At 65.8% G+C, this 24,875-nt stretch carries 21 protein-coding genes; 14 read left to right on the forward strand and 7 right to left on the reverse strand.

What is annotated here, in order from left to right; genetic code table 11:
* The first annotated feature begins 21 nt into the window (after nucleotides 1-21).
* From yajC to CXY91_RS00685, 5 genes are all read left to right on the forward strand, one after another.
* Entirely contained in the window at nucleotides 22-291 is a 270-nt protein-coding gene (gene yajC, locus CXY91_RS00665) for a preprotein translocase subunit YajC (RefSeq protein WP_091830596.1), read from the forward strand.
* A 53-nt stretch (nucleotides 292-344) separates the two neighbouring features.
* A complete protein-coding gene (gene secD, locus CXY91_RS00670) occupies nucleotides 345-1,955 on the forward strand; it encodes a protein translocase subunit SecD (protein ID WP_091829935.1) in 1,611 nt (536 codons plus the stop codon).
* Nucleotides 1,956-1,981: 26 nt separating this feature from the next.
* The gene (secF, locus tag CXY91_RS00675) at nucleotides 1,982-2,923 is read left to right on the forward strand and encodes a protein translocase subunit SecF (RefSeq protein WP_100958898.1); all 942 of its coding nucleotides are present in this window, start codon (nucleotides 1,982-1,984) and stop codon (nucleotides 2,921-2,923) included.
* A 134-nt stretch (nucleotides 2,924-3,057) separates the two neighbouring features.
* Entirely contained in the window at nucleotides 3,058-3,438 is a 381-nt protein-coding gene (locus tag CXY91_RS00680) for an Mth938-like domain-containing protein (RefSeq protein ID WP_091829931.1), read from the forward strand.
* A 109-nt stretch (nucleotides 3,439-3,547) separates the two neighbouring features.
* A complete protein-coding gene (locus tag CXY91_RS00685; RefSeq protein ID WP_091829929.1) occupies nucleotides 3,548-4,429 on the forward strand; it encodes a phytoene/squalene synthase family protein in 882 nt (293 codons plus the stop codon).
* Nucleotides 4,430-4,551: 122 nt separating this feature from the next.
* Here CXY91_RS00685 and trmFO read toward each other — a convergent pair whose 3' ends face one another.
* On the reverse strand, nucleotides 4,552-5,964 hold the full coding sequence (trmFO, locus tag CXY91_RS00690) for a methylenetetrahydrofolate--tRNA-(uracil(54)-C(5))-methyltransferase (FADH(2)-oxidizing) TrmFO (RefSeq protein ID WP_100958899.1): 1,413 nt from the start codon (nucleotides 5,962-5,964) through the stop codon (nucleotides 4,552-4,554).
* Nucleotides 5,965-6,133: 169 nt separating this feature from the next.
* Nucleotides 6,134-6,286, reverse strand: a complete 153-nt coding sequence (locus tag CXY91_RS00695) for a DUF1127 domain-containing protein (protein WP_091829925.1) — start codon at nucleotides 6,284-6,286, stop codon at nucleotides 6,134-6,136.
* Between the two features lie 458 nt (nucleotides 6,287-6,744).
* Between CXY91_RS00695 and CXY91_RS00700 the strand changes: the two genes are divergently transcribed.
* Genes CXY91_RS00700 through CXY91_RS30760 form a run of 3 tightly spaced genes read left to right on the forward strand, consistent with a single transcriptional unit; the run spans nucleotide 6,745 to nucleotide 8,127 of the window.
* A complete protein-coding gene (locus CXY91_RS00700) occupies nucleotides 6,745-7,398 on the forward strand; it encodes a ceramidase domain-containing protein (RefSeq protein ID WP_100958900.1) in 654 nt (217 codons plus the stop codon).
* Between the two features lie 55 nt (nucleotides 7,399-7,453).
* Complete coding sequence (locus CXY91_RS30755; protein WP_248307296.1) at nucleotides 7,454-7,786, forward strand: RraA family protein; 333 nt, start codon at nucleotides 7,454-7,456, stop codon at nucleotides 7,784-7,786.
* Nucleotides 7,780-8,127: an RraA family protein gene (locus CXY91_RS30760; RefSeq protein WP_248307297.1), complete on the forward strand. Its 348-nt coding sequence runs from the start codon at nucleotides 7,780-7,782 to the stop codon at nucleotides 8,125-8,127. Before CXY91_RS30755 ends, CXY91_RS30760 begins: the two co-directional genes overlap by 7 nt.
* 7 nt (nucleotides 8,128-8,134) lie before the next feature.
* Here the strand turns inward: CXY91_RS30760 and CXY91_RS00710 are convergent, their stop codons facing one another.
* Nucleotides 8,135-8,635 (reverse strand): invasion associated locus B family protein, encoded by a 501-nt coding sequence (locus CXY91_RS00710; protein ID WP_100958901.1) that lies wholly within the window; start codon nucleotides 8,633-8,635, stop codon nucleotides 8,135-8,137.
* Nucleotides 8,636-8,906: 271 nt separating this feature from the next.
* On the opposite strand from CXY91_RS00710, the gene CXY91_RS00715 reads away from it, so the two are divergent.
* The 3 genes from CXY91_RS00715 to CXY91_RS29955 all read left to right on the forward strand — a co-directional run bounded on the left by CXY91_RS00715 (nucleotide 8,907) and on the right by CXY91_RS29955 (nucleotide 13,752).
* Nucleotides 8,907-9,821, forward strand: a complete 915-nt coding sequence (locus tag CXY91_RS00715; RefSeq protein WP_100958902.1) for a cell envelope integrity TolA family protein — start codon at nucleotides 8,907-8,909, stop codon at nucleotides 9,819-9,821.
* Nucleotides 9,822-10,937: 1,116 nt separating this feature from the next.
* Nucleotides 10,938-12,272, forward strand: coding sequence for a ParA family protein (locus CXY91_RS00720; RefSeq protein ID WP_100958903.1), 1,335 nt, complete (start codon nucleotides 10,938-10,940; stop codon nucleotides 12,270-12,272).
* 1 nt (nucleotide 12,273) lies between these two features.
* Complete coding sequence (locus CXY91_RS29955; protein ID WP_158673210.1) at nucleotides 12,274-13,752, forward strand: hypothetical protein; 1,479 nt, start codon at nucleotides 12,274-12,276, stop codon at nucleotides 13,750-13,752.
* 32 nt (nucleotides 13,753-13,784) lie between these two features.
* Here the strand turns inward: CXY91_RS29955 and uvrA are convergent, their stop codons facing one another.
* The 3 genes from uvrA to CXY91_RS00735 form a co-directional block, all read right to left on the reverse strand.
* Entirely contained in the window at nucleotides 13,785-16,712 is a 2,928-nt protein-coding gene (uvrA, locus tag CXY91_RS00725) for an excinuclease ABC subunit UvrA (protein ID WP_248307310.1), read from the reverse strand.
* A 190-nt stretch (nucleotides 16,713-16,902) separates the two neighbouring features.
* A complete protein-coding gene (locus CXY91_RS00730; RefSeq protein ID WP_100959054.1) occupies nucleotides 16,903-18,081 on the reverse strand; it encodes an MFS transporter in 1,179 nt (392 codons plus the stop codon).
* The gene (locus tag CXY91_RS00735; RefSeq protein WP_100958905.1) at nucleotides 18,078-18,656 is read right to left on the reverse strand and encodes a GNAT family N-acetyltransferase; all 579 of its coding nucleotides are present in this window, start codon (nucleotides 18,654-18,656) and stop codon (nucleotides 18,078-18,080) included. Before CXY91_RS00735 ends, CXY91_RS00730 begins: the two co-directional genes overlap by 4 nt.
* 75 nt (nucleotides 18,657-18,731) lie before the next feature.
* Here CXY91_RS00735 and CXY91_RS00740 point away from each other — a divergent pair, with 75 nt between their 5' ends.
* From CXY91_RS00740 to CXY91_RS00750, 3 genes are all read left to right on the forward strand, one after another.
* Nucleotides 18,732-19,616 carry a LysR family transcriptional regulator gene (locus tag CXY91_RS00740; RefSeq protein WP_100958906.1) on the forward strand — a complete coding sequence of 295 codons (885 nt, stop codon included), beginning with the start codon at nucleotides 18,732-18,734 and terminating at the stop codon, nucleotides 19,614-19,616.
* Between the two features lie 92 nt (nucleotides 19,617-19,708).
* The gene (locus tag CXY91_RS00745; RefSeq protein WP_100958907.1) at nucleotides 19,709-20,008 is read left to right on the forward strand and encodes a putative quinol monooxygenase; all 300 of its coding nucleotides are present in this window, start codon (nucleotides 19,709-19,711) and stop codon (nucleotides 20,006-20,008) included.
* A gap of 72 nt (nucleotides 20,009-20,080) precedes the next feature.
* Entirely contained in the window at nucleotides 20,081-21,352 is a 1,272-nt protein-coding gene (locus tag CXY91_RS00750; RefSeq protein WP_100958908.1) for a 3-phosphoshikimate 1-carboxyvinyltransferase, read from the forward strand.
* Between the two features lie 4 nt (nucleotides 21,353-21,356).
* Here CXY91_RS00750 and CXY91_RS00755 read toward each other — a convergent pair whose 3' ends face one another.
* On the reverse strand, nucleotides 21,357-24,806 hold the full coding sequence (locus CXY91_RS00755) for an indolepyruvate ferredoxin oxidoreductase family protein (RefSeq protein WP_100958909.1): 3,450 nt from the start codon (nucleotides 24,804-24,806) through the stop codon (nucleotides 21,357-21,359).
* Nucleotides 24,807-24,875: the final 69 nt, after the last annotated feature.

Genomic DNA, 24,875 nt, shown 5'->3' on the forward strand with positions numbered 1-24,875 from the left:
GGCGGCACCAACGACGTGCTGATGTCGCTGGTTCCGTTCGTCCTGATCTTCATCATCATGTGGTTCCTGATCATCAGGCCGCAGCAGAAGCGGGTGAAGTCGCATCAGGAGATGATCAAGAACGTGCGCCGCGGCGACACGATCGTCACCTCGGGCGGCATCATCGCCAAGGTCTCGAAGGTGATCGACGACGCCGAGCTCGAGGCCGAGATCGCCGACGGCGTGCGCGTGCGCATCCTCAAGGGCATGGTTTCGGACGTGCGCGCCAAGGGCGAGCCGGTCAAGAGCTGAAGGCCGTGAGGCGCGGCTAGACGCCGCGCCCGCCAACAAGGCTGTTCATACAGATGCTTCGTCTCCAGGCCCGCAAGGTCATTCTCGTTCTGCTCGTGCTGGTCTTCGGCTGCGGGCTCGCCGTGCCGAACCTGTTCTCGCCCGAGACCCGCAAGGCGATCGAGCAAGGCGCTCCGGCCTGGATCCCGCGCTTCCTGCTGCCGATCCATGCGATGACGCTCGGCCTCGATCTGCAGGGCGGCTCGCACGTCCTGCTCGAGATCGACCGCGCCGACCTGATCCGCAGCCAGGTCACTCAGCTGCGCGACGACGTCCGCCGCATCCTGCGCGAGGAGCGCGTCGGCCTGCAGGGCGGCATCGGTCTGACCCCGCGCGGCGTGCAACTGCGGGTTCCCGACGCGGCCGACCGCGCCAAGCTGATGCCGAAGCTGCGCGAGCTCGCCCAGCCGATCGGCACCTTCGGCGCCTTCGGACCCTCCGGCAACCAGTCGATCGAGGTCAACGAGAACCCCGACGGCCTGATCCAGCTTAGCGTCACCGAGGCCGGCGCGAACGAGCGTATCCGCCGCGCCGTCGAGCAGGCGATGGAAGTGCTGCGCCGCCGCGTCGACGCGCTCGGCACCACCGAGCCGAACATCCAGCGCCAGGGCCTCGACCGCATCCTGGTCCAGGTGCCGGGTCTGCAGGACCCGCAGCGCCTGAAGCAGATCCTCGGCGAGACCGCCAAGCTGCAGTTCCGCATGGTCGCGGATGCGAATGCCGGCGATGTCGACATGCTGCCTTCGCAGGACCAGGGCGGCCAGCCGATCCCGATCAGCCGTCAGGTCATCGTCGAGGGCGAGGATCTGATCGACGCCCAGCCGGCGTTCGACCAGCGCACCAGCCAGCCGATCGTCAATTTCCGCTTCAACATCCGCGGGGCCCAGCGCTTCGGCCAGGCGACCACCGAGAATCTCGGCCGCCAGCTCGCCATCGTGCTCGACAACAAGGTGATCTCGGCCCCGGTCATCCAGTCGCCGATCACCGGCGGCTCCGGCCAGATCTCCGGAAACTTCACGGTCGAGGCCGTCAACAACCTCGCCATCCTGCTGCGCGCCGGCGCCCTGCCGGCGAAGATGACGATCGTCGAGGAGCGCACCGTCGGCCCCGGCCTCGGCCAGGACTCGATCCAGGCCGGCAAGATGGCGACGATCATCGCGACCGTGCTGGTCATCCTCTACATGATCGGCAATTACGGGCTGTTCGGCATCATCGCCAGCATCGCGCTGCTCGTGCACGTCTGCCTGATCCTCGGCCTGATGTCGCTGCTGGGCGCCACCATGACTCTGCCTGGCATCGCCGGAATCGTGCTCACCATCGGCACGGCGGTCGATTCGAACGTGCTGATCTACGAACGCATGCGCGAGGAATCGCATCTCGGCAGATCGCTGGTCTCGGCGCTGGAAGCGGGCTTCACGCGCGCCTTCGCGACGATCATCGACTCCAACGTCACCATGCTGATCGCCGCGGTCGCGCTGTTCGCGCTCGGCTCCGGCCCGGTGCGCGGCTTCGCCGTCGTCTTCATCCTGGGCATCCTGACCACGGTCATCACCGCGGTGACGCTGACGCGCATGCTGATTGCGCTCTGGTATCGCTGGGCGCGGCCGAAGGCCCTTCCGTTCTGATCCCGCAGGCCAGGAGATAACAGACCATGCGCCTGCTTCGCATCGTTCCCGACAACACCAAGTTCCGCATCGTCCACTGGCGCCGTCTCGCCTATCCGTTCTCGGCTGCCTATTCGGTGCTGGTGCTGGTGCTGTTCCTGACGGTTGGCCTCAATTTCGGCATCGATTTCCGCGGCGGCACGCTGATGGAGATGCAGGCCAAGAGCGGCAAGCCCGACATCGCCCAGGTCCGCCAGACCGCCAACAGCTTCGGCTTCGGCGAGGTCGAGGTCCAGGAGTTCGGCAATGCCGGTGACCTCTCCATGCGCTTTGCGCTCCAGCCCGGCGGCGAGGTCGCGCAGCAGGCGGTGGTGACCAAGGCGCGGGCAGCCTTCGCCAACGCCTACGAGTTCCGCCGCGTCGAGACCGTCGGTCCGCGCGTCTCGGGCGAACTGGTCCAGGCCGGCACGCTCGGCGTCGTGCTCGCGATCATCGGCGTGCTGGTCTATCTCTGGTTCCGCTTCGAGATGCAGCTCGCCATCGGCGCGATCGTCGGCACCATGCACGACATCGTGCTGACCATGGGCTTCTTCCTGATCACGCAGCTCGAATTCAACCTGACCTCGATCGCGGCGATCCTGACCATCGTCGGCTACTCGCTCAACGAGACCGTCGTGGTGTTCGATCGGACGCGCGAATTGCTGCGCCGCTACAAGACCATGCCGATCCCGGAGCTGCTCGACCTGTCCGTCAACTCGACGCTGTCGCGCACCGCCATCACCTCGACCACCACGATCCTGGCGCTGATCGCGCTGGTCTTCTTCGGTGGCACGGCGATCGAGGGCTTCGCATTGGTCATGCTGTTCGGCGTGATGGTCTGCACCTATTCGGCGATGTTCGTCTCGACACCGGTGCTGCTCTATCTCGACGTGCGCGCCGGCCGCCTCGACCAGAGCGAGGAACTGGCCGAGGCCAAGGCGCGGGTCTGAGGGCCGGTCGTTTATTCGCATATGGCGCAGGTCATCCCGGCCGGGGCGGCGTAGCCGCGGTTCCGGAATGGGTCACGGGTCTCCCTCCGGTCGCCCGGGACAACGCGCTTTGTCGGCAACCGCGAGAGGTAGTCATGGAGCGTCGCTTCGACGGCTTCGTACCCGGCCGCTACCAGCTCGACGCCTTCGGCGCCGGCGGCTTCCGCTTCGCCGGGATGAGCCACCGCGGCTCGATCCTGGCGACGCCGTCCGGCATCCGGATCTGGCCGGTCACATCCTTCGCGCAGGTCACGCTGGAGAGCCTGCAGCCGGTTCTCGACGAGGCCGAAACGATCGATTTCCTGATCCTCGGCATCGGCCATGACATCGCCTTCCTGCCGCCCGCGCTGCGTGATCCGTTCAAGGCCGCCGGCATCACCGTCGAGGCGATGGCGACGCCGGCCGCGGCACGCACCTACAACGTCCTCGTCGGCGAGGAGCGGCGCGTTGCCGCAGCTCTGATTGCGGTCGACTAGTCGGCGATCAAATCCAACCAGCCATGTCGCTCCCGCGTAGCCAAGGCCGCCGCCTGAGCCTAGACTGCCGCCGCTTCGACCCGCGTGACGGCGGGAGCGGGGAGGGCGCATGACCACGAGAACCGAGGACCGTGCCGGCACTGCGCCGGCCCCGCTCTCCCAGGCCTATGGCCATTGCCTGGCGCTGGTTCGGGAGCACGATCCCGACCGCTATATCGCCTCGCTTTATGCGCCCGAGGCGCTGCGGCCCGGCCTGTTCGCGCTCTATGCCTTCAGTCACGAGATCGCCCGCGTGCGCGAGCAGGTCAGCGAGCCGTTGCCGGGCGAGGTCCGCCTGCAATGGTGGCGCGACGTGCTCGAGGCCGGTTCGGACGCGCCCGTGTCGGGCCACCCGGTCGCCCAGGCTCTGCTCGACACCGTCAGGCGCTTTCGCCTGCCGATCGCCCCGCTTTCAGGCCTGGTCGAGGCGCGCGTCTTCGATCTCTATGACGACCCTATGCCCGCGCTCTCCGACCTCGAAGGCTATGCTGGCGAAACCTCGAGTGCGCTGATCCGGCTTGCGTCCCTCGTGCTGGGCCAAGGCCGCGATCCCGGCGGCGCGACAGCCGCCGGCCATGCCGGCGTCGCCTATGCGCTCTGCGGGCTGATGCGCGCCTTCCCCTGGCATGCGGCGCGCGGACAGGTTTATCTCCCGGCCGATCTGCTCGGCCGCAACGGCGTCACCCGCGAGGACATCGTGCGTGGCCGCGGCGGGCCGGGCCTGACCTATTCGCTGAAGGAGATGCGGGCGCTGGCGCGCATCCATCTGCGCAAGCTCAACGACCTCTCCGCCACCGTGCCGGCAGCGATCAGGCCAGCCTTCCTCCCCGTCGCGTTGGTCGAGCCCTATCTCAGGCAAATGGAGCGGCGCAGCTACGATCCCTACCGCACCATCATCGGCCTTTCGCCGCTCCGGCGGCAATGGACGCTGTGGCGGGCGGCACGGGCGTAGCAGAGCAGCGCGTCATGCTCGGGCTTGACCCGAGCCTCTCAGGCAGAAGGAGGCTCTGATCGGTGCCTTCTTGTCATGAGATTCTCGGATCTGCGCTTCGCTCCGCCCGAGAATGACGGCAGTTATTCCGCCGCCTCTACGCTCTTAGCCCCAACCCACCCATCCATCTCGATCTTCGCCCGCGCCGTCAGCGCCTGCTTGCGGGCGAGGCTCTTGGCCGGGCCCTTCAGGCGCTTGCCGTCCGGACCCGTGGTCGCGACACCCTCGATATGCGGGAACAGGCCGAAATTGATGTTCATCGGCTGGAAGGAGCGCGGGCCTTCGTCGATGGTGACGATATGACCCCCGGTGATGTGGTTGACCAGCGCGCCCAGCGCCGTCGTCGCTGGTGGCAGCTCCAGCGGCAGGCCGAGCCGCTCGGCCGCGGCGAGCCTGCCCGTCAGCAGCCCGATCGCGGCGCTCTCGACATAGCCCTCGCAGCCGGTGATCTGCCCGGCGAAGCGCAGGCGCGGATCGGCCTTCAGCCGCAATTGCGGATCGAGCAGTTCCGGCGAGTTGAGATAGGTGTTGCGGTGGATGCCGCCGAGCCGGGCGAACTCGGCATTCTCCAGCCCGGGGACCATCCGGAAGATCGCGGCCTGCTCTCCGTATTTTAGCTTGGTCTGGAAGCCCGTCATGTTGAACAGCGTGCCCAGCGCATTGTCCTGGCGGAGCTGGACGACGGCATAGGCCTTCACTGTCGGATTGTGCTTGTTGGTCAGGCCGACCGGCTTCATCGGCCCCCAGCGCAGCGTCTCGCGGCCGCGCTCGGCCATCACCTCGATCGGCAGGCAGCCGTCGAAATAGGGCGTGCCCTCCCACTCCTTGAACTCGGTCTTCTCCGCCGCGAGCAGCGCGTCGATGAAGGCCTCGTACCGGTCGCGGTCGAGTGGGCAGTTGATGTAGTCGGCGCCGGTGCCGCCTGGGCCCGCCTTGTCATAGCGCGACTGGAACCAGGCGACGTCCATGTCGATCGAATCGAAATGGACGATCGGTGCGATCGCGTCGAAGAAGGCGAGCTCCCCCGTGCCGGTGAGTGAGCGGATGCCCTCCGCTAGCGCCGGCGAGGTCAACGGGCCGGTCGCGACAATGACCTTGTCCCAATCGGCCGGTGGCAGGCCGGCGATCTCGCCACGTTCAATCGTGACATTGGGATGGGCTTCCAGTGCCGCGGTGACGGCCTGCGAGAAACCGTCGCGGTCGACCGCGAGCGCCCCGCCGGCCGGAACCTGGTGGGTGTCACCCTTCGCCATGATCAGCGAGCCGAGCCGGCGCATCTCCCAATGCAGTTGGCCGACGGCGTTGGAGGACGAATCGTCCGAGCGGAAGGAGTTGGAGCAGACCAGTTCGGCGAGCCCTTCCGTCTTGTGGGCGTCGGTGCCGCGCACCGGACGCATTTCGTGCAGGACGACCGGAACGCCGGCCTCAGCGATCTGCCAGGTGGCTTCCGAACCGGCGAGGCCGCCGCCGACGACGTGGATGGGTGCGATTGTCATGGTCGCGATGTGTCCGCGGCAGCGCGGAAGGTCAAGGGCGCTGGGCTGAATCCAGACCCAGAAACGCAAAATGCCCGCTCGGAAGCGGGCATTCGCTCTTCGACCAGACCCCGAGGGGAGGAACGCGGAGTCTAGGAGAAACTACTCGTCTAACCCAGGCGGTCAGAAATCAGGCCGCGTGGGTGCGGGCGACGTACTGGATGTCCGAGCGCGACAGGCCGAGATCGTCGAGCTCACGGTCGGTGAGGCGGGACAGCTCGCGGACGGTCTCGCGATAGCGAAGATAGGCGCGAATCTTGGCAGCGATCATGGTCAGGAACATGGTGATAACCTTTTGGTTTTGCGGGGCTTAGCCCCGACAGCGATGAATTCGTTGTGCACTGCATATAGAGCGATCAGGGTGCCTCTCACAGGTGCGCGGCGTCAGCTCTGTTATGCTTATGACGCATGACAAATTAAGAGATCGTTTGGAAACGGCACCAGACCCGCGCAGAGCGCTTAACGATTTTGTCAGAACAGTGAAAATTTGGCCTAATTCTTAGGCGTTCACTGGCGCGCGCTGGCGTCCGCTCGGAATATGGCGCTGATCTATGCAGAATCGGCGCGATGGGCCATGCAGTTTGCGCTGCAACATCGGTTGCCAAGCCCGGGGGCTGCGTAACGCGCTATTCACCATGGCTGGATTCGAAGAAAATTCCGCCCGGTTCGGCCGGCTCGTGTCATGCGTCGGCATGAGGTCGGTGGCATGATTCGACGATTCGAGCGGGCGCGGGACAGGGCATGCAGGGCGTGGGCTATTGCGAGCGGCTGAGCGGAGCCTTCTGGGCCGAGCCGCTCAATGCGATCAGCAATGCGGCCTTCCTGCTGGCGGCACTGGCTGCATTCCTCATGCTGCGCCGGCAGGGTCGTCGCGACCGGCCGGTCGAAGCGCTGACGATACTGGTCGGGATCATCGGCGTCGGCTCCTTCCTGTTCCACACCATGCCGCAGCGCTGGACGCTGCTGGCCGATGTCGTGCCGATCCAGCTTTTCGCGCTCTGCTATTTCGGGCTGGCGCTCAACCGGTTCCTCGGACTGTCGCCATTGCTGGCGGCGATCGGCGCGCTGCTCTTTCTCGGCGCCCGCTTCGGCCTTGCCTCCGGCGTTGCGCCATTGCTGCCGGCCGGCGTGCGCGGTTCGGCCGGTTATGCCGGCTTCCTCATCGGCCTCTTTGGTGTGGCGCTTGCGGCGAGGGGGCGCGGAGATGCTGCCACGGCTGGGCGCCTGGCCGTCGCCGGCCTCGTCTTCGCTCTATCGCTGACCTTCCGCTCGCTCGATTCCGTCCTGTGTGGTGCGGTTCCCTTCGGCCTGCACTGGGGCTGGCATCTGCTCAACGGGCTGCTGCTCTATCTGCTGCTGCGGGCGGCGATCCGCCATGCGCCGGCGATGGCTTGACCCGCCGCCGGCGTACCCGGAAGCTTCCTCTATAATAAGGAGAGGGGACGCGCGCATGCCGGATCTGGCCAGGGAACTCGATCTCGCCGAGCTGAAGGGCCGGCTCTATGCAGCGGTGCTCTCCGATGTGCTCGACGAGCTCGGCCATCCCGACCAGGCAGTGAAGCCCTTCGTGCGCCCGCTCGACGAGGCCAGCGTGCTCTGCGGCTTTGCCCGTACCGGGCTTTACATGAAACGCTACCATCTCCCCGAGGGCCATAACCCTTACGCCCTCGAGATGGACCTGATCGACAGCCTCAAGCCCGGCGAGATCCCGGTGCTCGCCTGCGACGGGCCGACCGACGGATCGCGCCCTGGGGCGAACTGCTCACCACCGCCTCGATGGTGAGAGGCGCCGCCGGCTGCCTCACCGATGGGCTGGTGCGCGATGTCCGCCGCATCCGCGAACTCGGCTTCCCGGTCTTCCATGGCGGCATCGGCCCGCTCGACACCAAGGGCCGGGCCGAGATGATGGCCGCCGACGAGCCTGTCGAGCTCGGCGGCGCCCGCGTCGCGCCGGGCGATTTCATCTTCGGCGACGTCGACGGCGTCGTCATCGTGCCCCGCGCGATCGCGCCCGAGGCGATCCGGCGGGCGCTGGCCAAGATCGAGGCCGAGGATACGACCCGCGAGGAACTGCTCGCCGGGAACAGTCTGCGCTCGGTCTTCGAGCGCCACGGCGTCCTGTAGCCGCGCGTCAGCCGCAGCGCTCCAGCAGCCGCGACGCCGCGGTCACGCCGTCGAGCGAGAAGGTGTAGCTGGTCTCGTTGCCGCGGGCCGAGCGCGCCGCCAGCACCATCTCGTCGCCGGCCTTCATCGCCGCGAGCAGCTCGCCCTCGCGCTCCAGCCGCTGCAGCCAGGCATTGTTGCCCGAGGTCAGCATGCGGAACGTCTCGTCGCCGATCGTCACGGTGACGGTCGAATCCTTGGCGAAATCATAGCCGGTCTGGAAGCTCGACTCGGTGCGGGCCTGCGCGTTCGGCGCGGTCTGAACGAAGAAGAACACGTCGCCATGACGCAACGTCGCAGGTGTCTCGGCGCTCGGCGAGGAGACGATATAGCAACGCTTGCCATTCGCATTGTCATAGGCCGCCGCATTCCACTGCTTGAACTGGCCGAGCGGCTGCGCCGGGGCGGCGAAAGCCGAAACCGTTGCCGAAAGAAGGCTGAGTGCCGCCAGAGGGGCCAGTCTGATCATCGGGTCATCTCCTGTTTGCATCGCAGGGATGAAAGTGCCGGGTTTAACAAGGCGTAAACAAGACCCTCACAAAGCCGTGCGACGCAAGGGCGCGGCTGGCTCCTCCTGCGGCCCCGCGCCCGCCGCTCCGGCCCGCCTTGCCGGCGCCGACGCGTTCGGCCAGTGTGGCGGGGCTGCTCCGCCGGCATGGGGCGGCTCGCGCTCATTGTCGCAGCCGGGGGCAGCCGTGGACGACGAGGGTCAGGATCTCCGCAGGACGCTGGAATACCGCATGACGACCAGCGTCGCCCGGCTGCTGCCGACCGGCCTGCTGCTGATCGTCATCGGGCTCGCCCTGCTCGTCCTCGCCGATGCCGACGACAAGCCTGCGTCGCGAGGCCACTTTGCCTTCATCGCCCTAGCGCTGGCGCTGGGCCTCGGCGTCATCGTGGTGGCGCTGCGGGCGCGCTACCGCCCCGGCAAGCCGGTCTTCACCCTCTCGCCGGCCGGCATTCAGCACCGCTGGGTCAGGCAGGTCCTGATCCCCTGGCACGAGGTGCAGGCCGTCGAGCGTGCCGATATCGTCACCAGGCTGTTCAATCCCGTCTGGCTGTTCTCCAGCGGCTCGACGCTGATGTACCGGCGCGCGCTCCATGCCGACGTCACCGTGATCGTGGTCTCCCGGCGGTTCTACGACGCCATGCTCCATGTCAAATCGTTCTGGCTGCGCGGCCCCGGCTGGAACGGCAACTTCATTCCCAATGGCGACACCGTGCAGGTCGCGCTCCACCACGAGCTCGTCGCGGCCGATCGCCAGCAGCTGCGCCAGGCGGTGACGCGCCGCTGGCTCGCCTTCCGCGACCGGCCGGCGGGGAAGGCGATCGGCATCGTCCCCGACGGCTCTGACCGCCGCCCCGCGCAGGTCGTCGCCATGGGCGACGATCCGCAGACGCTCCCGCTCTTCCAGCGGCTCCAGATCGCCGTCCTGCTGGCCGGCATCGCCGCTGCCGGCGCCAATCTCGCCGGGCTCTGGCAGCTGGACGGGCAGGGTCAAGCGAGACTGGCCCGTGCCAAGGCTCTCGAAGACCGCCGCGCGCGGGAGGTCGCCCAGAAGCGGGCGCTGGAGGAGGAGACCCGGCGCGCCGACGAGGACAGGAAGCGGCAGGAAGAGAACGAGGCGGTCCTGCGCCGGGCCTTCGGCCGCTGATGCGAAGCCTCTGCCTTCTCCCTTCGGGGGAGAAGGTCCCGGCAGGGGGATGAGGGCGGTACGACCGGGTGAGATGCTTGCCGCTCGCCCTGCATGGAGGCCCTCATCCGTCAGCGCTTCGCGCCGCCACCTTCTCCCCCGAGGGGAGAAGGAAGGCCCGCTCCAACGCCCGCCCGCAGGCCGGCCTGCGGGCGCGTCAAAATACGGGGCTGGCGGAGCGCCGCGAGGCGCGTCGAGTGGCATCCGCTTCCGTTGAGCCAGGAAGCGGCGCGGATGAAGCCTCATCCGCACGCCCCGTGGCGCTCCGCCTTCGGCTATTTCAGTCTCCGGGCCGCGCTTCTGCGGTTGGCCTGCCGGTCGTCCCGCTCCTGCCGGCGCCAGTGCCCCTCAACGGGTGGTCGCGCCGGCATGTGAACAGGGCGGCGCCTGGCGGGCCGTCCATCTAGCGAGCTCCTCGCACAGGGGTCGTATTGCCCCCAGGGCGGTGCCCCGAAGCCTCCCGGGAGCGGGGCGTAACCCCCGCCCGCAGGCGCCGACCCTCACCCAGCCTCTGGCATACCTCCGGACGGCCGCCCCGTATGGGTGATGGGCGAGGGGATTGTACGGGAGGTTTTGGGCGCGGGGATAAGGACCATTTGACTGCACAACGGCTCACTGCATGTTAGCAGGGAAGTGGTCGCTATCGACTAACGGGGGGTGACTGAGGCCTATGGTCGCGTCTGCTTGGAGACTGACGGAATCCTATTCGGATAGTGCCTTGCGTAGTTACAGAGCCGCTGTCCATCTGGCTGGGCACAGCGACCACGCGACCGCCGGCCACTTGTTCGGTATTGCCGCTGAGTGCGCCGCAAAGGCTGTTCTTGAGAGTGCTGGAATCACGATTGACCATCGATCGGGCTTCCGTTGTCACTTTCCTGCGCTTCGTGATGCAATCTTACTATCTGGAAGAACGAGGCACATGCGGGCTCTCTTAATTTGCCTTTCCACCACGCCGGCACCGCTTGCCGAATATATTATTGATACCCGATATGCTGCTGACGCGAGTGTAGACGGCGTAAGGTGCGAAAGTTGGCGTGCCGAGGCAGAGCAAATTCTAACCGCTTGTGGGTTCGCAGCATGATTGCGCAAAGGGTAGATCTCGAAGAGGCGATTTTTATTTTTGCGTCAGAGGTTCATCGGGTAATAGGGCCTGAGATCGAGCACGGACGTTTCGTGCGTGATATATTTGGGCGATTGAGCTTTATTACTCCGCGTCATGCGGACGATGAGCAGCTGGCCACGTTGTCAAAAATTGACTTTCGCCCGATCGAGTCGTTTTTGGATATGGGAAGCTCACCTATAAGGTCAGGATCCAGCCGCATTTCGGAGCAGTTGTTGAGCGAGAGAGGGCAAGTATTAGTCAGTGACGATGGAGCTTATAAGTTTTCGTTGCTTGATAGACGTTTGGCCGGGGATGATTGGCTTCAAGCTCCAAAGGGGCTCCAATCTTCTCCCCGAAGAATCGCTTTCTATGGCTTGAAGGGGGGAGTCGGAAGGTCAACGGCGCTGGCCATCTCTGCGGCAGATTTGGCTGCTTCGGGTAAGAATGTGCTTGTTGTAGATTTAGATCTAGAGGCTCCCGGGTTGGGAAGTATTTTGCTGCGGGAAGATTTTCAGCCCGAATTTGGTGTCTTAGATTGGTTGTCTTTCGCTGCTTCAGGTAGCGACCCAGCATCAATCATTGATGATATGATAGGTGGGAGCACCTTTACAACCGGCTCCGGAGTTGTCGATGTCATCCCCGCTGTTGGTAATGCGACGTTTCGGCGCCCCGCCGGTTATTTTAGCAAACTTGCGCGAGCGTACACGCCTGGTTCAGGATCAGGCAAGTTTGTAGGTTTGAGTTTTACAGATAAAATAGAAGAAATGTTGCGTATGCTTTTGGAGCGTAGGGTTTACGACGCAATTTTAATCGATGTTCGCGCCGGACTTCATGAGACTTCGGCCTCATCATTTTTTGGCCTCGGGGCATCTGTTCTTTTATTTGGGGTGGCGTCTTCGCAGACAATTTCTGATTATTCTATTCTGCTTTCTGGAATAAGACAGTCTATGGTCTCTTGGCGGGAGGCTCCGGACATCAGGCCAAATTTTCGGATGGTTCAGGGGCGGGCTGGAAATACGCTTGGCGATCAAGCCGCGTTCAAGGCTGCCTGCTGGCAACTATGGTTGGACACACTCTACGACGCTGTGGGGGAAGAGGCGGATTTGGATTCCTATAGTTTTGATATAGACGACCATGAAGGCCCCCACTTTCCGTGGGTGATTCCGAATGCCGATTCATTCTTAACTTTCGACCCGAGACGCTCAGCCGAATTTTTAGGTCAAGAGCGCTACGCGCCTGTGTTTGGAAGCTTTTTGGCAAATATCAGGCGTATGGTCGAAGCGGGATCTTTGGTGAAGGACGCGAACTAGAATGACGGCTTCGCTTATGCCGCTTGAGCCGACGCGGGCCGCGTTGCGAGAACTGAAGAACATGGGAGCGGACATCGGGTCTGCCGCCCCGTCCTGGGATCGAATCCTGACAGTTAGGGATCATGAAGGGGCGTTAGATCCCTCTCGGCCTATCGTCATAGGCGATCGTGGGACGGGTAAGAGCTTCTGGACGGCCGCTCTCGTTGATCCTGAGGGGCGTCGAAAGTTGGCAGGCGTGTACGGTCGGCTAGGGCTTACAAGTGTCGATGTCGCAATTGGGTTCGGTGCCGATGAATTCTCGGCTCAGCATCCCGTTGCCAGTGAACTGAAAAGGCTTTTGGACGATGGATATGAGCCAGAGGTAATTTGGCGCGCTGTTCTTTTGGCGCTTTTGCCAGATGGTATCGGTCCAAGTGCTATTCGCAATTTATCCTGGGACGCAAGGGCGAAGTGGGTCGCAGAGGATGCAGCGCTCCGACGTAATGACTTTGTTGCTGCTGATCGGCTCCTGGCTGCTCGTGGGCGGAAGTTCCTTTTTGTCTTTGATGCGCTCGATACGGTAGCTACGAGCTGGGCGGATATATCGCGCTTGGTGCGAGGGTTGCTTCAGATAGGATTGTTTCTGAGGTCGTCTCGTACGCTCAATGTAAAGCTTTTCCTTCGGCCCGACATGGCCGACGATCCGTCCCTGTGGGCTGTGGGTGATTCATCAAAGTTACGGCATGACGAGGTAACTCTTGCATGGACGAGGCGGGATCTTCATGCTCTACTGATCCAATATCTTTCTAACAATAGCGGTACTTTTCAGTTTGTAGATAAATTTTGTAAGAGAATGTACGGCGTTGGCCTGTCTGAGAGTGATGATCGTCGCGAAGCTCCATTTGATCTGATCGATGATGAGGGGGATCAGGAGATTTTTTTCGCCCTTATTGCGGGCAGCTACATGGGGACAAATGCGACCAAGGGAAAGACTTATACTTGGGTTCCAAATCATCTTGCGAACGCAAAGGGGTACGCTGCTCCACGGAGTTTTTTGCTTGCCTTGGCGGTTGCTGCTGAGCATAGCAAGAGCGCGCAATCTGCTCTTGATGTATCTGGTATTCAGGAAGGTGTTCGTCAGGCGTCAAAGCTCAGGATGAATGAGTTGAGGGAAGATTATCGTTGGATCGATGCCGTCTTTAGACCGCTCAAGGATATGCTTGTTCCTGTTGAAAAGGCAGAGGTCATTTCTAGGTGGCGTGATCAGAAGGTTATACGTAGCGTTTCAATTGAAATGACTGCAGATACTTCCGGAAGGTATTTGCCGCCCCCTCGGATATCAAATATGATAGACGACTCAAGTACTCACGCCGCTCTTTTGGAGACTCTGGATCATCTCGCGATTATCGAGACCACTGCAGACGGACGATTTAATATGCCAGATCTGTTTCGGCTCGCTGCGGGAGTTAAGCGGAAAGGCGGGGTTCGACTTAGGCCTTAGCATTTTTGCTGAGTTACCGCATATGAGGTTGCTCATTCCGCCGCCTGCCTCGCCCCCTTGCCCTTCAACGGTCGCCGCTCCAGCACCTCCTTGAGGAAGCGCGCGGTGTGGCCTTTGCCGATCCGGACGACATCCTCCGGCGTGCCTTGCGCCACGACCTCGCCGCCGCCGTCGCCGCCTTCGGGGCCCATGTCGATGATCCAGTCGGCGGTCTTGATCACTTCGAGATTGTGCTCGATCACCACCACGGAATTGCCCTGCTCGACCAATTCGTGCAGCACCTCCATCAGCTTGGCGACGTCGTGGAAGTGCAGGCCGGTGGTCGGCTCGTCGAGGATGTAGAGGGTGCGGCCGGTGGCGCGCTTGGAGAGCTCCTTGGAAAGCTTGACGCGCTGCGCCTCGCCGCCCGAGAGCGTCGTCGCCTGCTGGCCGACCTTGACATAGTCGAGCCCGACGCGGGCGAGCGTCACCATCTTGTCGCGGATCGAGGGCACGGCCTTGAACAGGTCCTTGGCCTCCTCGACCGTCATGTCGAGCACATCGGCGATCGAGCGCTCGCGGTATTTCACCTCGAGCGTCTCGCGGTCATAGCGCTTGCCCTTGCAGACGTCGCAGGTGACGTAGACGTCGGGCAGGAAGTGCATCTCGATCTTGATGACGCCGTCGCCCTGGCAGGCCTCGCAGCGGCCGCCCTTGACGTTGAACGAGAAGCGGCCGGCCTGATAGCCGCGCGCCTTGGCCTCGGGCAGGCCGGCGAACCATTCGCGGATCGGCGTGAAGGCGCCGGTATAGGTCGCCGGGTTCGAGCGCGGGGTGCGGCCGATCGGCGACTGGTCGATGTCGATGACCTTGTCGAGATGCTCCATGCCCTCGATGCGCTCATGCGGGGCAGGGTGCTCGATCGAACCGTTGAGCTTGCGCGCGATCGCCTTGTAGAGCGTGTCGATGACCAGCGTCGACTTGCCGCCGCCCGACACGCCGGTGATGCAGGTGAACAGGCCGAGCGGGATGTCGACCGTGACGTCCTTGAGGTTGTTGCCGCGGGCGCCGACGATCCTGAGGCTCCGGCCCTTCTGCGGCTTGCGGCGCTTCAGCGGCACCGGCACGCTCATCTCGCCGGTGAGGTATTTGCCGGTGAGCGAGTTCGGGTCGGCGAGGATGTCCTGCGGCGTGCCCTTCGAGACGATCTCGCCGCCATGGATGCCGGCGCCGGGGCCGACATCGACGACATAGTCGGCGGTGAGGATCGCGTCCTCGTCATGCTCGACCACGATCACGGTGTTGCCGAGGTCGCGCAGGCGGCGCAGCGTGCCGAGCAGGCGCTCATTGTCGCGCTGGTGCAGGCCGATCGAGGGCTCGTCCAGCACATAGAGCACGCCGGTGAGGCCGGAGCCGATCTGGCTGGCGAGGCGGATGCGCTGGCTCTCGCCGCCTGACAGCGTGCGCGAGCCGCGCGCCAGCGTCAGGTATTCCAGGCCGACATCGAGCAGGAAGGTCAGCCGGTCGCGGATCTCCTTGAGGATGCGCGGGGCGATCTCGTTCTGCTTCGCCGACAGGCGCGAGGGCAGGGCGCTGACCCAGGCGAGCGCGTCCTTGACCGAGAGCTGCGAGATCTCGCCGATATGGCGCATGTCGATCTTGACCGCCAGCGCCTCGGGCTTGAGGCGGAAGCCGTTGCACGCCGCGCAGGGCGTCTCCGACATGAAGCGGCCGATCTCCTCGCGGGCCCAGTCGCTCTCGGTCTCCTTCCAGCGCCGCTCCATATTGGTGATCACGCCCTCGAAGGGCTTCTTCACCTCGTAGGCGCGCAGCCCGTCATTATAGGCCATGCGCACGGCCTCGGTGCCGGTGCCGAACAGGATGGCGTCGCGCGCGCTCTGCGGCAGCTCGCTCCAGGGCTTGGTGGTCGAGAAGCCGAAATGCTTGGCGAGCGCATCGAGCGTCTGGCCGTAATAGGGCGAGGTCGACTTGGCCCAGGGCGCGATGGCGCCCTTCTTCAGCGAGAGCGAATGATCCGGGACGATCATCTCCGGATCGATCCGCATCTCGTGGCCGAGGCCGTCGCAGGCCGGGCAGGCGCCGAACGGGTTGTTGAACGAGAACAGGCGCGGCTCGATCTCGGGGATGGTGAAGCCGGAGACCGGGCAGGCGAATTTCGAGGAGAAGGTGACGCGCCTGGCCTCGCCGTTCTCCTCCTTCTCGTCGGCATATTCGAAGACGGCGATGCCGTCGGCGAGGTCGAGCGCCTGCTCCAGCGAGTCGGCGAGGCGGGCTCCTAAGTCCGGCCGGATCACGATGCGGTCGACGACGACATCGATGTCGTGCTTGAACTTCTTGTCGAGGGCGGGCGCGTCCGGGATCTCGTAGAACTCGCCATTGACCTTGACGCGCTGGAAGCCGCGCTTCAGCCAGTCGGCCATCTCCTTGCGGAACTCGCCCTTGCGGCCGCGCACCACCGGCGCCAGCAGATAGCCGCGCGTCTTTTCCGGCAGCTCGACCAGGCGGTCGACCATCTGCTGCACGGTCTGGCTCTCGATCGGCAGGCCGGTCGCCGGCGAATAGGGGATGCCGGCGCGCGCCCAGAGCAGGCGCATATAGTCGTGGATCTCGGTGACGGTGCCGACGGTCGAGCGCGGATTCTTCGAGGTCGTCTTCTGCTCGATCGAGATCGCCGGCGAGAGCCCGTCGATCTGGTCGACATCGGGCTTCTGCATCATCTCGAGGAACTGGCGGGCATAGGCCGAGAGCGACTCGACATAGCGGCGCTGGCCCTCCGCATAGATCGTGTCGAAGGCGAGCGAGGATTTTCCGGAGCCGGAGAGCCCGGTGAACACCACGAGCTTGTCGCGCGGAATCGCGAGATCGACATTCTTGAGATTGTGTTCGCGCGCGCCGCGCACGGAGATGACGCGGGCGTTCCGATCGGCCGCCGAGTCCTGTGCGGACTTGCGGTCGAACATGTCTTCCAGCGTCGCGGCCTGTTCGGCGAGCGTGGTCTTGCGGGCCATGGTGGTGTCCGGTTCGGGCTAAGCCGTAGAGATAGGGCAATCGCCGGCTCGTGCCAGTGCAGCCGGGCGGGAGGCGGGCATGAGTAGCACGCAGCCGCCGATGTTGCCGCATTGTTCCTGCGAGGTGTGCTGACAGAGATTGTCAGGAGCGTGGCAGGCTGTGGAAGCGCGCTCTGAGCAGGATGGCCGAGACCAGCATGGCCAGCGCCAGCGTCCCCGACAGGATCAGCGCCGCCGCGGCGCCGAAGCGCTCTATCAGCAGGGCATAGGCGAGCGGCGCCGCGGCCGAGAGGAAAAAGCCCGGCGCCAGCAAACGCCCGACAGAGGCGCCATAGCTCTTCGGATCGAACAGCATCAGGGGCAGCGTGCCGCGCGTGATCGTCAGCACACCGTTGCCGGCGCCATAGCAGAAGGCGAAGGCCAGTGCCGCGATGGCGCTCGCCCCGCCGGCGAGGCCGACAACGAAGCAGAGCGGCAGGACCAGGCAGGCGACGAGGTTGAGCTCGAACGGGCTGGTCTTCGCCCCGAACAGGACTTCGCCGAGCCGCGCCAGCGATTGGCCGATGCCGCGGGTCGCGCCGATCCAGACCGCGGCCGCGGCGGGCAGTCCGAGCCCGGCGAGAATGCCGATCATATGGGCGGACATGCCGGCGTTGAGGACGCCGGCGAAGGTGACGATCAGCGCGTAGAGCAGGCCGGCGAAGCGGGTATCGGCCGGGCTGAGCGTGACGACGGGCTTCGCCGCGGCCGCGTCGGAGAGAGGCCGCGCTGACACAGCCGGCAGCGTCAGATGCAGCGGCAAGGTGAGTAGCGCGAAGCCGGCATAGGCGATGAGGGCGCCGCGCCAGCCGAATTGCTCGGCGAGCACATGGCCGAGCGGCCAGAACACGGTCGAGGCCAGGCCCCCGAGCAGGGTGATCTGGGCGATCGGCCGGCGCGCGGCGCTGCCGCCGATCCGGGCCAGCGCCGCAAAGGCGGCGTCATAGAGGCTGAGCCGCATGGCGAGGCCGAGGCAGAGCCAGGCGGCGTAATAGGCCGCGATCGTATGGGCGAAGGCGAGGCCGAGGCAGCCGGCGGCCGTGAGCAGCGAGCCCAGGCACATCACCGTGCGGCCGCCATGGCGGTCGATCAGCCGGCCGATCGCGCCGGAGGTCAGCCCCATCACCAGCAGGCCGGCCGAGAGCCCGCCATGGATGATCGCCTGCGACCAGCCGAGCTCTTTACCGATCAGTTCACCGAAGGCGCCGACGAGATAATAGGACACGCCCCAGGAAATGAGCTGCGCCAGCCCGAGGCAGAAGACCGTGCTGCGGGAGATCACCCGGCCGATCCGGCCGTCCATGGCTGTGGCAACGTCTGGTCTCCCGGCCCGAGGCTGCGCTGCATCAGCACGGTGTCGACCCAGCGGCCGAACTTGAAGCCGGCCGAGCGCAAGGTGCCGACCGGCTCGAAGCCGAAGCGGCGGTGCAGGCCGATCGAGCCTGCATTGCCGCTGTCGCCGATCACCGCCAGCATCTGCCGCCAGGGCCCGGCCTCGCAGCGGGCGATCAGTGCCGCGAGCAGCGCGCCGCCGATGCCGCGCCCGGCCTGTCCCTCGGCGACATAGACCGAATCCTCGATCGTGTGGCGGTAGGCCGGGCGGGGCCGGTAGCTGCTGGCATAACTGTACCCGACGATCCGGCCGCCCTGCTCGGCAGCGAGATAGGGCAGGCCGAGTGCCAGCACCGCCCGCCGGCGCGCCAGCATCTCCTCGACGCTCGGCGGCGTCTCCTCGAAGCTGGCGAGGCCGGTTAGGACATGATGGCTGTAGATCGCCTGGATCGCAGCCATGTCGGCTTCTTCCGCGTCGCGGACGACGACGGGGGGCGTGGAGGGGGAGGAGTCGATTCTTGTCATCACCGCGATCTTGCGCTTTGCCGTGCCATAAATGAAGCTTCTCGAAGTTATGCAGAGTATGAGAAATTCTTTGATATGAGGGACCTCCGCCTCGACCAGCTCAACAGCTTCCGCCAGGTGATCGCGCTCGGCAGTTTCTCGGCGGCGGCCGAGAGACTGGGCCTGAGCCAGCCGGCGGTCAGCCTGCAGATCCGTGAACTGGAGCGCCGGCTCGGTACGGTGCTGATCGAGCGCGTCGGGCGCCGGGCGCAGCCGACCCTGGCGGGCACTGAACTGCTCGACCATGCCGGCCGGATCGAGGCGGCGGTGGCGGCCGCGCAAGAGGCGATGGCGCGCCATGCGACCGGGGCGATGGGCCGCGTGCGGATCGGCACCGGCGCCACCGCCTGCATCTTCCTGCTGCCGCCGGTACTGCGCGAACTGCGCCAGCAACACCCGACACTGGAAATCACGGTCAGCACCGGCAACACCTCCGACATCGTCAAGGCGATCGAGGACAATCAGATCGATATCGGCCTGGTCTCGCTGCCGGCCGCCGGGCGCAGCCTCGACGTCACGCCGCTGCTGGAGGACGAGTTCGCCGTGATCGCGCCGCCCGGCATGGAGTTGCCGGCGCGATTGACGCCCGAGGCGATGGCGCGCCTGCCGGTGCTGCTGTTCGAGCCGGGCGGCATTACCCGCCGCATCGCCGACGAATGGTTCGCCCGCGCCGGCGTGACGCTGAAACCGGTGATGTCGCTCGGCAGCGTCGAGGCGATCAAGCGGCTGGTCGGCGCCGGCCTCGGCTGTGCCATCCTGCCGGGCATGGCAGTGTATGGCGAGAACGACGGGCTGAGCGTTCGGTCGTTGTCGCCCCGGGTGCATCGCACCCTCGGCCTCGTCCTGCGCAAGGACAAGCCGTTGCATCGCGGCCTGCGCGAGACGCTGAAGGCCTTGCGGGCGCTGGGCACGCTTGGTTGAGCCTGCACTGCTGACAGGTCCGGTCAGGACGGCTGATTGCTCCGTATCAGGCCGGAGGGCAGGCTGCGGCCGGACTTAAGGAGATGCCTGCCATGTACGGATTGATCGGGAAGATGCGGGCCACGCCCGGCGAGCGCGAGGCGCTGATCGGCTACATTCTGGAGAGCAGCGGCACCATGCCTGGCTGCCTGAGCTACATCGTCGCTCGCGATCCCGGCGATGCCGACGCGATCTGGGTGACCGAAGTCTGGGACAAGGAAGAGAGCCACAAGGCTTCGCTCGCTCTGCCGGCGGTGCAGGCGGCGATCGCCAAGGCCAGGCCGATCATCGCTGGTTTCGACAGCCATGTCGTCACGCAGCCGGTCGGCGGGCTCGGGCTGGCGAAGGACTGAAGGCCCGCGGACGCGGCTTCCGCTCGGCGGCGGCACGGTCTAAGACCCTCGCGACCGAGCCGCGAGCCTGCCATGACCAACTCCGCCCTGAGCAAACTCACCATCCTGCCGACGACGGCCGCCCTGACCGGCCGCGTGATGCCGCCCGGCTCGAAATCGATCACCAATCGGGCGCTGCTGGTCGCGGCTCTGGCGAAGGGCACCAGCCGGCTCAGCGGCGCGCTCAAGAGCGACGACACCCGCTATATGGCGCAGGCGCTGCGCGACATGGGCGTCACGATCGACGAGCCCGACGCGACCAGCTTCATCGTCACCAGCGACGGACGGCTCAAGGCGCCGGCCGGACCGCTTTTCCTCGGCAATGCCGGCACCGCGACCCGCTTCCTGACCGCGGCGGCGGCTTTGGTCGACGGCACGGTCGTCGTCGATGGCGACGAGCATATGCGCAAGCGGCCGATCCTGCCTTTGGTCGAGGCGTTGACCCGGCTCGGCGTTGCGATCAGCGCGCCGAGCGGCTGCCCGCCGGTCACTATCCAGGGGCAGGGCGGTTTCGAAGGCGGGTTGGTCGAGGTCGATGGCGGGCTCTCCAGTCAATATGTCTCTGCACTGCTGATGGCCGGCGCCTGCGCCCGCAGCCCCGTCGATGTCGTCCTGACCGGCCAGGAGATCGGCGCGCGCGGCTATGTCGACCTAACGCTGGCGACGATGCGCGCCTTCGGCGCCGAAGTCTCCGAGCCTGCGAGCGGCGGCTGGCGGATCCCCCCGACCGGCTACGCTGCGACCGACTACCTGATCGAGCCGGACGCTTCGGCCGCGACCTATCTCTGGGCGGCGGAGGTGCTGACCGGCGGCGCGATCGATCTCGGCGTGCCGGCTTCCGCCTTCACCCAGCCCGACGCCAGGGCGCATGAGCTGATCGCCGCCTTCCCCAACCTGCCGGCTGAGATCGACGGCTCACAGATGCAGGATGCGGTGCCGACGCTCGCCGTGCTCGCCGCGTTCAACCGGAAGCCGGTGCGCTTCACCCGCATCGCCAATCTGCGCGTCAAGGAATGTGACCGGGTCGCGGCGCTGGCGCAGGGCCTGTCGCGGATTCGCGCAGGGCTCGGTGTCGAGGAGGGCGACGATCTCCTCGTCGCCTCCGATCCGGCGCTGGCCGGCCAGACGCTGCCGGCCGAGATCGACACCTTCGCCGACCACCGCATCGCCATGAGCTTCGCGCTGGCCGGGCTGAAGATCGGCGGCGTCACCATCCTCGATCCCGGCTGCGTGGCGAAGACCTATCCGGATTACTGGCGCGCGCTCGGTTCGCTCGGCGTGCGCTTCGAGGGCGATGTGCCGTAGGGCGTCAGGCTGCTTCCTTCGCCGCTGCCGACGAAAGCTCGTTCAGCCGCTGCTCCGCCGCGGCCTTGACGCGTTCCACGGCGGCATCCTTGACCGGGCCATAGCCGCGAATGTCCATCGGCAGGGCGGCGATCGGCGCCAGGGCATCCGGTCCTCGTGTAGTCAGCCGCGCCAGCAACTCTTCGACCAGCCCCTCGTACCAGCCGATCAGCGCGCGCTCCATCTTGCGCTCCGCCGTGTAGCCGAACGGGTCGAAGGCGGTGCCGCGCAGGCCCTTGAAGCGCGCCAGCAGCCGCAGCGGCGTCTGGATCCACTGGCCGAAGCAGCGCTTCAGCGGGCGTCGGCGCGCATCTTTCTCGCCGCCGAGGAAGGGCGGGGCGAGATGGTAGTTCACCGTGAAGTCGCCCTCGAAGCGCTGTTTCAGCTCGTCGAGGAAGCCGGTCTGCATGTGCAGCCGCGCGACCTCGTATTCGTCCTTGTAGGACATCAGCTTGAACAGCGAGCGGGCGACGGCCAGCGTCAGCGCTTCGCTGCCGAACGGCCGCTCGGCGGCGCGGACCTTGTCGACAGCAGCCCGGTAGCGCCGCGCCCAGGCCTCGTCCTGGTAGTCGGCGAGGAAGCGCTCGCGACGGGCGATCACCGCATCGAGGCCTTCCGTCTCGAAGGCGACAGGTGCCGGCGCGAAGGCTGTCGGGTCGGCAGCCGCGAGCCGGCCGGCGGCGAATGCCTGCCGGTTGCGCTCGACCGCGACCCCGTTGAGCGTGATGGCGCGGTGAAGAGCCTCCAGCCCGACCGGAACCAGCCCCTGCTGCCAGGCATGGCCGAGCATGACGATGTTGGCGAAGACGGCATCGCCGAACAGCGTCTCGGCGAGGGCATTGGCATCGATGGCGCGGACGTTGTCGGCGCCCATCGCCGCCTCGATCGCCTTGAGCCGGCGGCGCGTCGCGAGGTCGGCGTCGCGCTGGCGCACGATGTCGCCGGTCGGCATCTCCGCCAGGTTGACGACAGCGCGCATGCCGGCGCGATACGTCGCCGAGGCCTTGGGCGAGGACGACACCACGATATCGCAGCCGATCAGCGCGTCGGCCGCGCCGGCGTCGATGCGGACCTGGTTTATCGCCTCGGGCGTTGCGGCGATCCGCATGAAGGAGAGCACCGGCCCGAATTTCTGGGCGAAGCCGGTGAAGTCGAGGACCGAGCTGCCTTTGCCTTCGAGATGGGCCGCCATTGCGATCAGCGCGCCGATAGTGACGACGCCGGTGCCGCCGACGCCGGTGACGAGCAGGTCATAGGGCCTGTCGAGCGCCGGCAGAGCCGGTTCAGGCAACGCCGCCGCCCGCCCGGCGAAGTCGTCCGCGCTCGCCTGCCGCTTGCGGCGAGTGGCGCCTTCGACCGTCACGAAGCTCGGGCAGAAGCCGTCGAGGCAGGAGAAGTCCTTGTTGCAGTTGGAGAGGTTGATCTGCCGCTTGCGGCCGAAGGGCGTCTCCTTCGGCTCGACGCTGAGGCAGTTCGACGCCACCGAACAGTCGCCGCAGCCCTCGCAGACGAGGTCGTTGATGACCGCGAAGCGCTGGGGATCGACCATCGTGCCGCGCTTGCGCCGGCGGCGCTTTTCGGTGGCGCAGGTCTGCTCGTAGATCAGCACCGAGACGCCCTTGATCTCGCGCAATTCGCGCTGGACCGCATCGAGTTCGCGGCGGTGATGGATTGTCACGCCATGGGGGAGGCTGCTCGGCGCGAACTTCTCAGGCGCGTCCGAAACCAGCGCGATCCGCTCGACACCCTCGGCGCGGACCTCCTGCGCGATGGCGTGTACGCTGATTGGCCCGTCCACGGGCTGGCCGCCGGTCATGGCGACGGCGTCGTTGAACAGGATCTTGTAGGTGATGTTGGCTTTCGCCGCGATCGCCTGGCGGATCGCCATCGAGCCGGAATGGTAATAGGTGCCTTCGCCGAGGTTCTGGAAGATGTGGCCCTTGCCGGTGAACAGCGACGACGCTGCCCAGTTGACGCCTTCGCCGCCCATCTGGATCAGCGAGCTGGTCTCGCGGTCCATCCAGCTCGCCATGAAATGGCAGCCGATCCCGGCCAGCGCCTTCGAGCCCTCCGGCACCTTGGTCGACGAGTTGTGAGGGCAGCCGGAGCAGAAATACGGCGTCCGCGTCGCGCCCGGCACCTGGATCAGCCGGCTGGCTTCGGGCGCGAGCGCCGCGGCCCGCTCGGCAAGGCGCAGATCCGGGAACAGCGCGTCCAGGCGTTTCGCCACGATCGGCGCGAGCAGGCGCGGCGACAGCTCGCCGATCCAGGAAATCAGGCGATGGCCGTCCTCGTCGCGCTTGCCGACCATCGAATGCGGCTTGTGCCCGGGATAGTCGTAGAAATACTCCTTGAGCTGGCTCTCGATGATGCCGCGCTTTTCCTCGACGACGAGGATCTCCGCCTTGCCACGCACGAATTCCAGCGCCGCCCGGCGCGCCAGCGGCCAGACCATGCCGACCTTGTAGATGTCGATGCCGTGGCTGCGGCAGGCCGCCTCGTCGAGGCCGAGCAGGCGCAGCGCCTCCATCAGGTCGAGATGCGCCTTGCCGGTGGTGACGATGCCGAAGGAGGCGTCGGGGATGTCGTAGATGCGCCGGTCGATCGGGTTCGCCTCGGCGAAGGCGAAGACGGCCATCTTCTTGGCCTCCATCCGCTCCTCGATCTGGGGACCCGGCAGATCCGGCCAGCGATAGTGCAGCCCGGTGGCCGGCGGCGTGTAGTCGGGATCGTTGAACTGGCGCGGCGCAGGCAGCTCGACGGACTGGCCGCTCTCGACCGTCTCCGAGATCGCCTTGAAGCCGACCCACATGCCGGAATAGCGCGACAGCGCGTAGCCGTATTCGCCAAAGGCGAGGTATTCGCCGATCGAGGCCGGGTTCAGCGTCGGCATGAACCAGGCCATGAAGGCGACGTCGGACTGATGCGGCATCGACGATGATACGCAGCCGTGATCGTCGCCGGCGACGACCAGCACACCGCCATGCGGCGAGGAGCCATAGGCGTTGCCGTGCTTGAGCGCATCGCCGGCACGATCGACGCCGGGGCCCTTGCCGTACCAGAGGCCGAAGACGCCCTGCACCGTCCGGTCCGGATTGGTCTCGACCTGCTGCGAGCCGAGGACGGCAGTGGCGGCGAGGTCCTCGTTGACGGCCGGCAGGAATTCGATGCCGTGCTGCTTCAGGAGATCGCCGGAGCGCCAGAGTTCGAGGTCGACACCGCCGAGCGGGGAGCCGCGATAGCCTGAGATGAAGCCCGCCGTATCGAGCCCGGCGGCGCGGTCGCGCCGGGCCTGATCGAGCGCGATCCGCACCAGCGCCTGCGTGCCGGTCAGAAAGACACGGCCGCTGCTGCGGGTGTAGCGATCACCCAGCGCGTAGTCGGAGAGTGGGCCGATCGGCGTGATGGCATTCATGGCGCGGACCTCCCGGCAAGTCTCGCGGCGAGTCTAGGCCGCCTGCTCTGGAAAGATCTGTCTCGTTTA

This window comes from Allobosea sp. FBZP-16 (assembly GCF_002831785.1).
Classification (GTDB): domain Bacteria; phylum Pseudomonadota; class Alphaproteobacteria; order Rhizobiales; family Beijerinckiaceae; genus Allobosea; species Allobosea lupini.

Bases quoted from the DNA above. Each gene is read 5' to 3' on its own strand.
- uvrA (WP_248307310.1), bottom strand. From the start codon at position 16,712: ATGTTCGACCGCAAGTCCGCACAGGACTCGGCGGCCGATCGGAACGCC.
- CXY91_RS00720 (WP_100958903.1), top strand. From the start codon at position 10,938: ATGATTGCGCAAAGGGTAGATCTCGAAGAGGCGATTTTTATTTTTGCG.
- CXY91_RS00755 (WP_100958909.1), bottom strand. From the start codon at position 24,806: ATGAATGCCATCACGCCGATCGGCCCACTCTCCGACTACGCGCTGGGT.
- secD (WP_091829935.1), top strand. From the start codon at position 345: ATGCTTCGTCTCCAGGCCCGCAAGGTCATTCTCGTTCTGCTCGTGCTG.
- CXY91_RS00715 (WP_100958902.1), top strand. From the start codon at position 8,907: ATGACGACCAGCGTCGCCCGGCTGCTGCCGACCGGCCTGCTGCTGATC.
- CXY91_RS00750 (WP_100958908.1), top strand. From the start codon at position 20,081: ATGACCAACTCCGCCCTGAGCAAACTCACCATCCTGCCGACGACGGCC.
- CXY91_RS00685 (WP_091829929.1), top strand. From the start codon at position 3,548: ATGACCACGAGAACCGAGGACCGTGCCGGCACTGCGCCGGCCCCGCTC.
- CXY91_RS29955 (WP_158673210.1), top strand. From the start codon at position 12,274: ATGACGGCTTCGCTTATGCCGCTTGAGCCGACGCGGGCCGCGTTGCGA.
- CXY91_RS00680 (WP_091829931.1), top strand. From the start codon at position 3,058: ATGGAGCGTCGCTTCGACGGCTTCGTACCCGGCCGCTACCAGCTCGAC.
- CXY91_RS00735 (WP_100958905.1), bottom strand. From the start codon at position 18,656: ATGACAAGAATCGACTCCTCCCCCTCCACGCCCCCCGTCGTCGTCCGC.
- secF (WP_100958898.1), top strand. From the start codon at position 1,982: ATGCGCCTGCTTCGCATCGTTCCCGACAACACCAAGTTCCGCATCGTC.
- CXY91_RS30760 (WP_248307297.1), top strand. From the start codon at position 7,780: ATGGTGAGAGGCGCCGCCGGCTGCCTCACCGATGGGCTGGTGCGCGAT.
- yajC (WP_091830596.1), top strand. From the start codon at position 22: ATGTCGCTGGTTCCGTTCGTCCTGATCTTCATCATCATGTGGTTCCTG.
- CXY91_RS00710 (WP_100958901.1), bottom strand. From the start codon at position 8,635: ATGATCAGACTGGCCCCTCTGGCGGCACTCAGCCTTCTTTCGGCAACG.
- CXY91_RS00695 (WP_091829925.1), bottom strand. From the start codon at position 6,286: ATGTTCCTGACCATGATCGCTGCCAAGATTCGCGCCTATCTTCGCTAT.
- trmFO (WP_100958899.1), bottom strand. From the start codon at position 5,964: ATGACAATCGCACCCATCCACGTCGTCGGCGGCGGCCTCGCCGGTTCG.
- CXY91_RS00700 (WP_100958900.1), top strand. From the start codon at position 6,745: ATGCAGGGCGTGGGCTATTGCGAGCGGCTGAGCGGAGCCTTCTGGGCC.
- CXY91_RS00745 (WP_100958907.1), top strand. From the start codon at position 19,709: ATGTACGGATTGATCGGGAAGATGCGGGCCACGCCCGGCGAGCGCGAG.
- CXY91_RS30755 (WP_248307296.1), top strand. From the start codon at position 7,454: ATGCCGGATCTGGCCAGGGAACTCGATCTCGCCGAGCTGAAGGGCCGG.
- CXY91_RS00740 (WP_100958906.1), top strand. From the start codon at position 18,732: ATGAGGGACCTCCGCCTCGACCAGCTCAACAGCTTCCGCCAGGTGATC.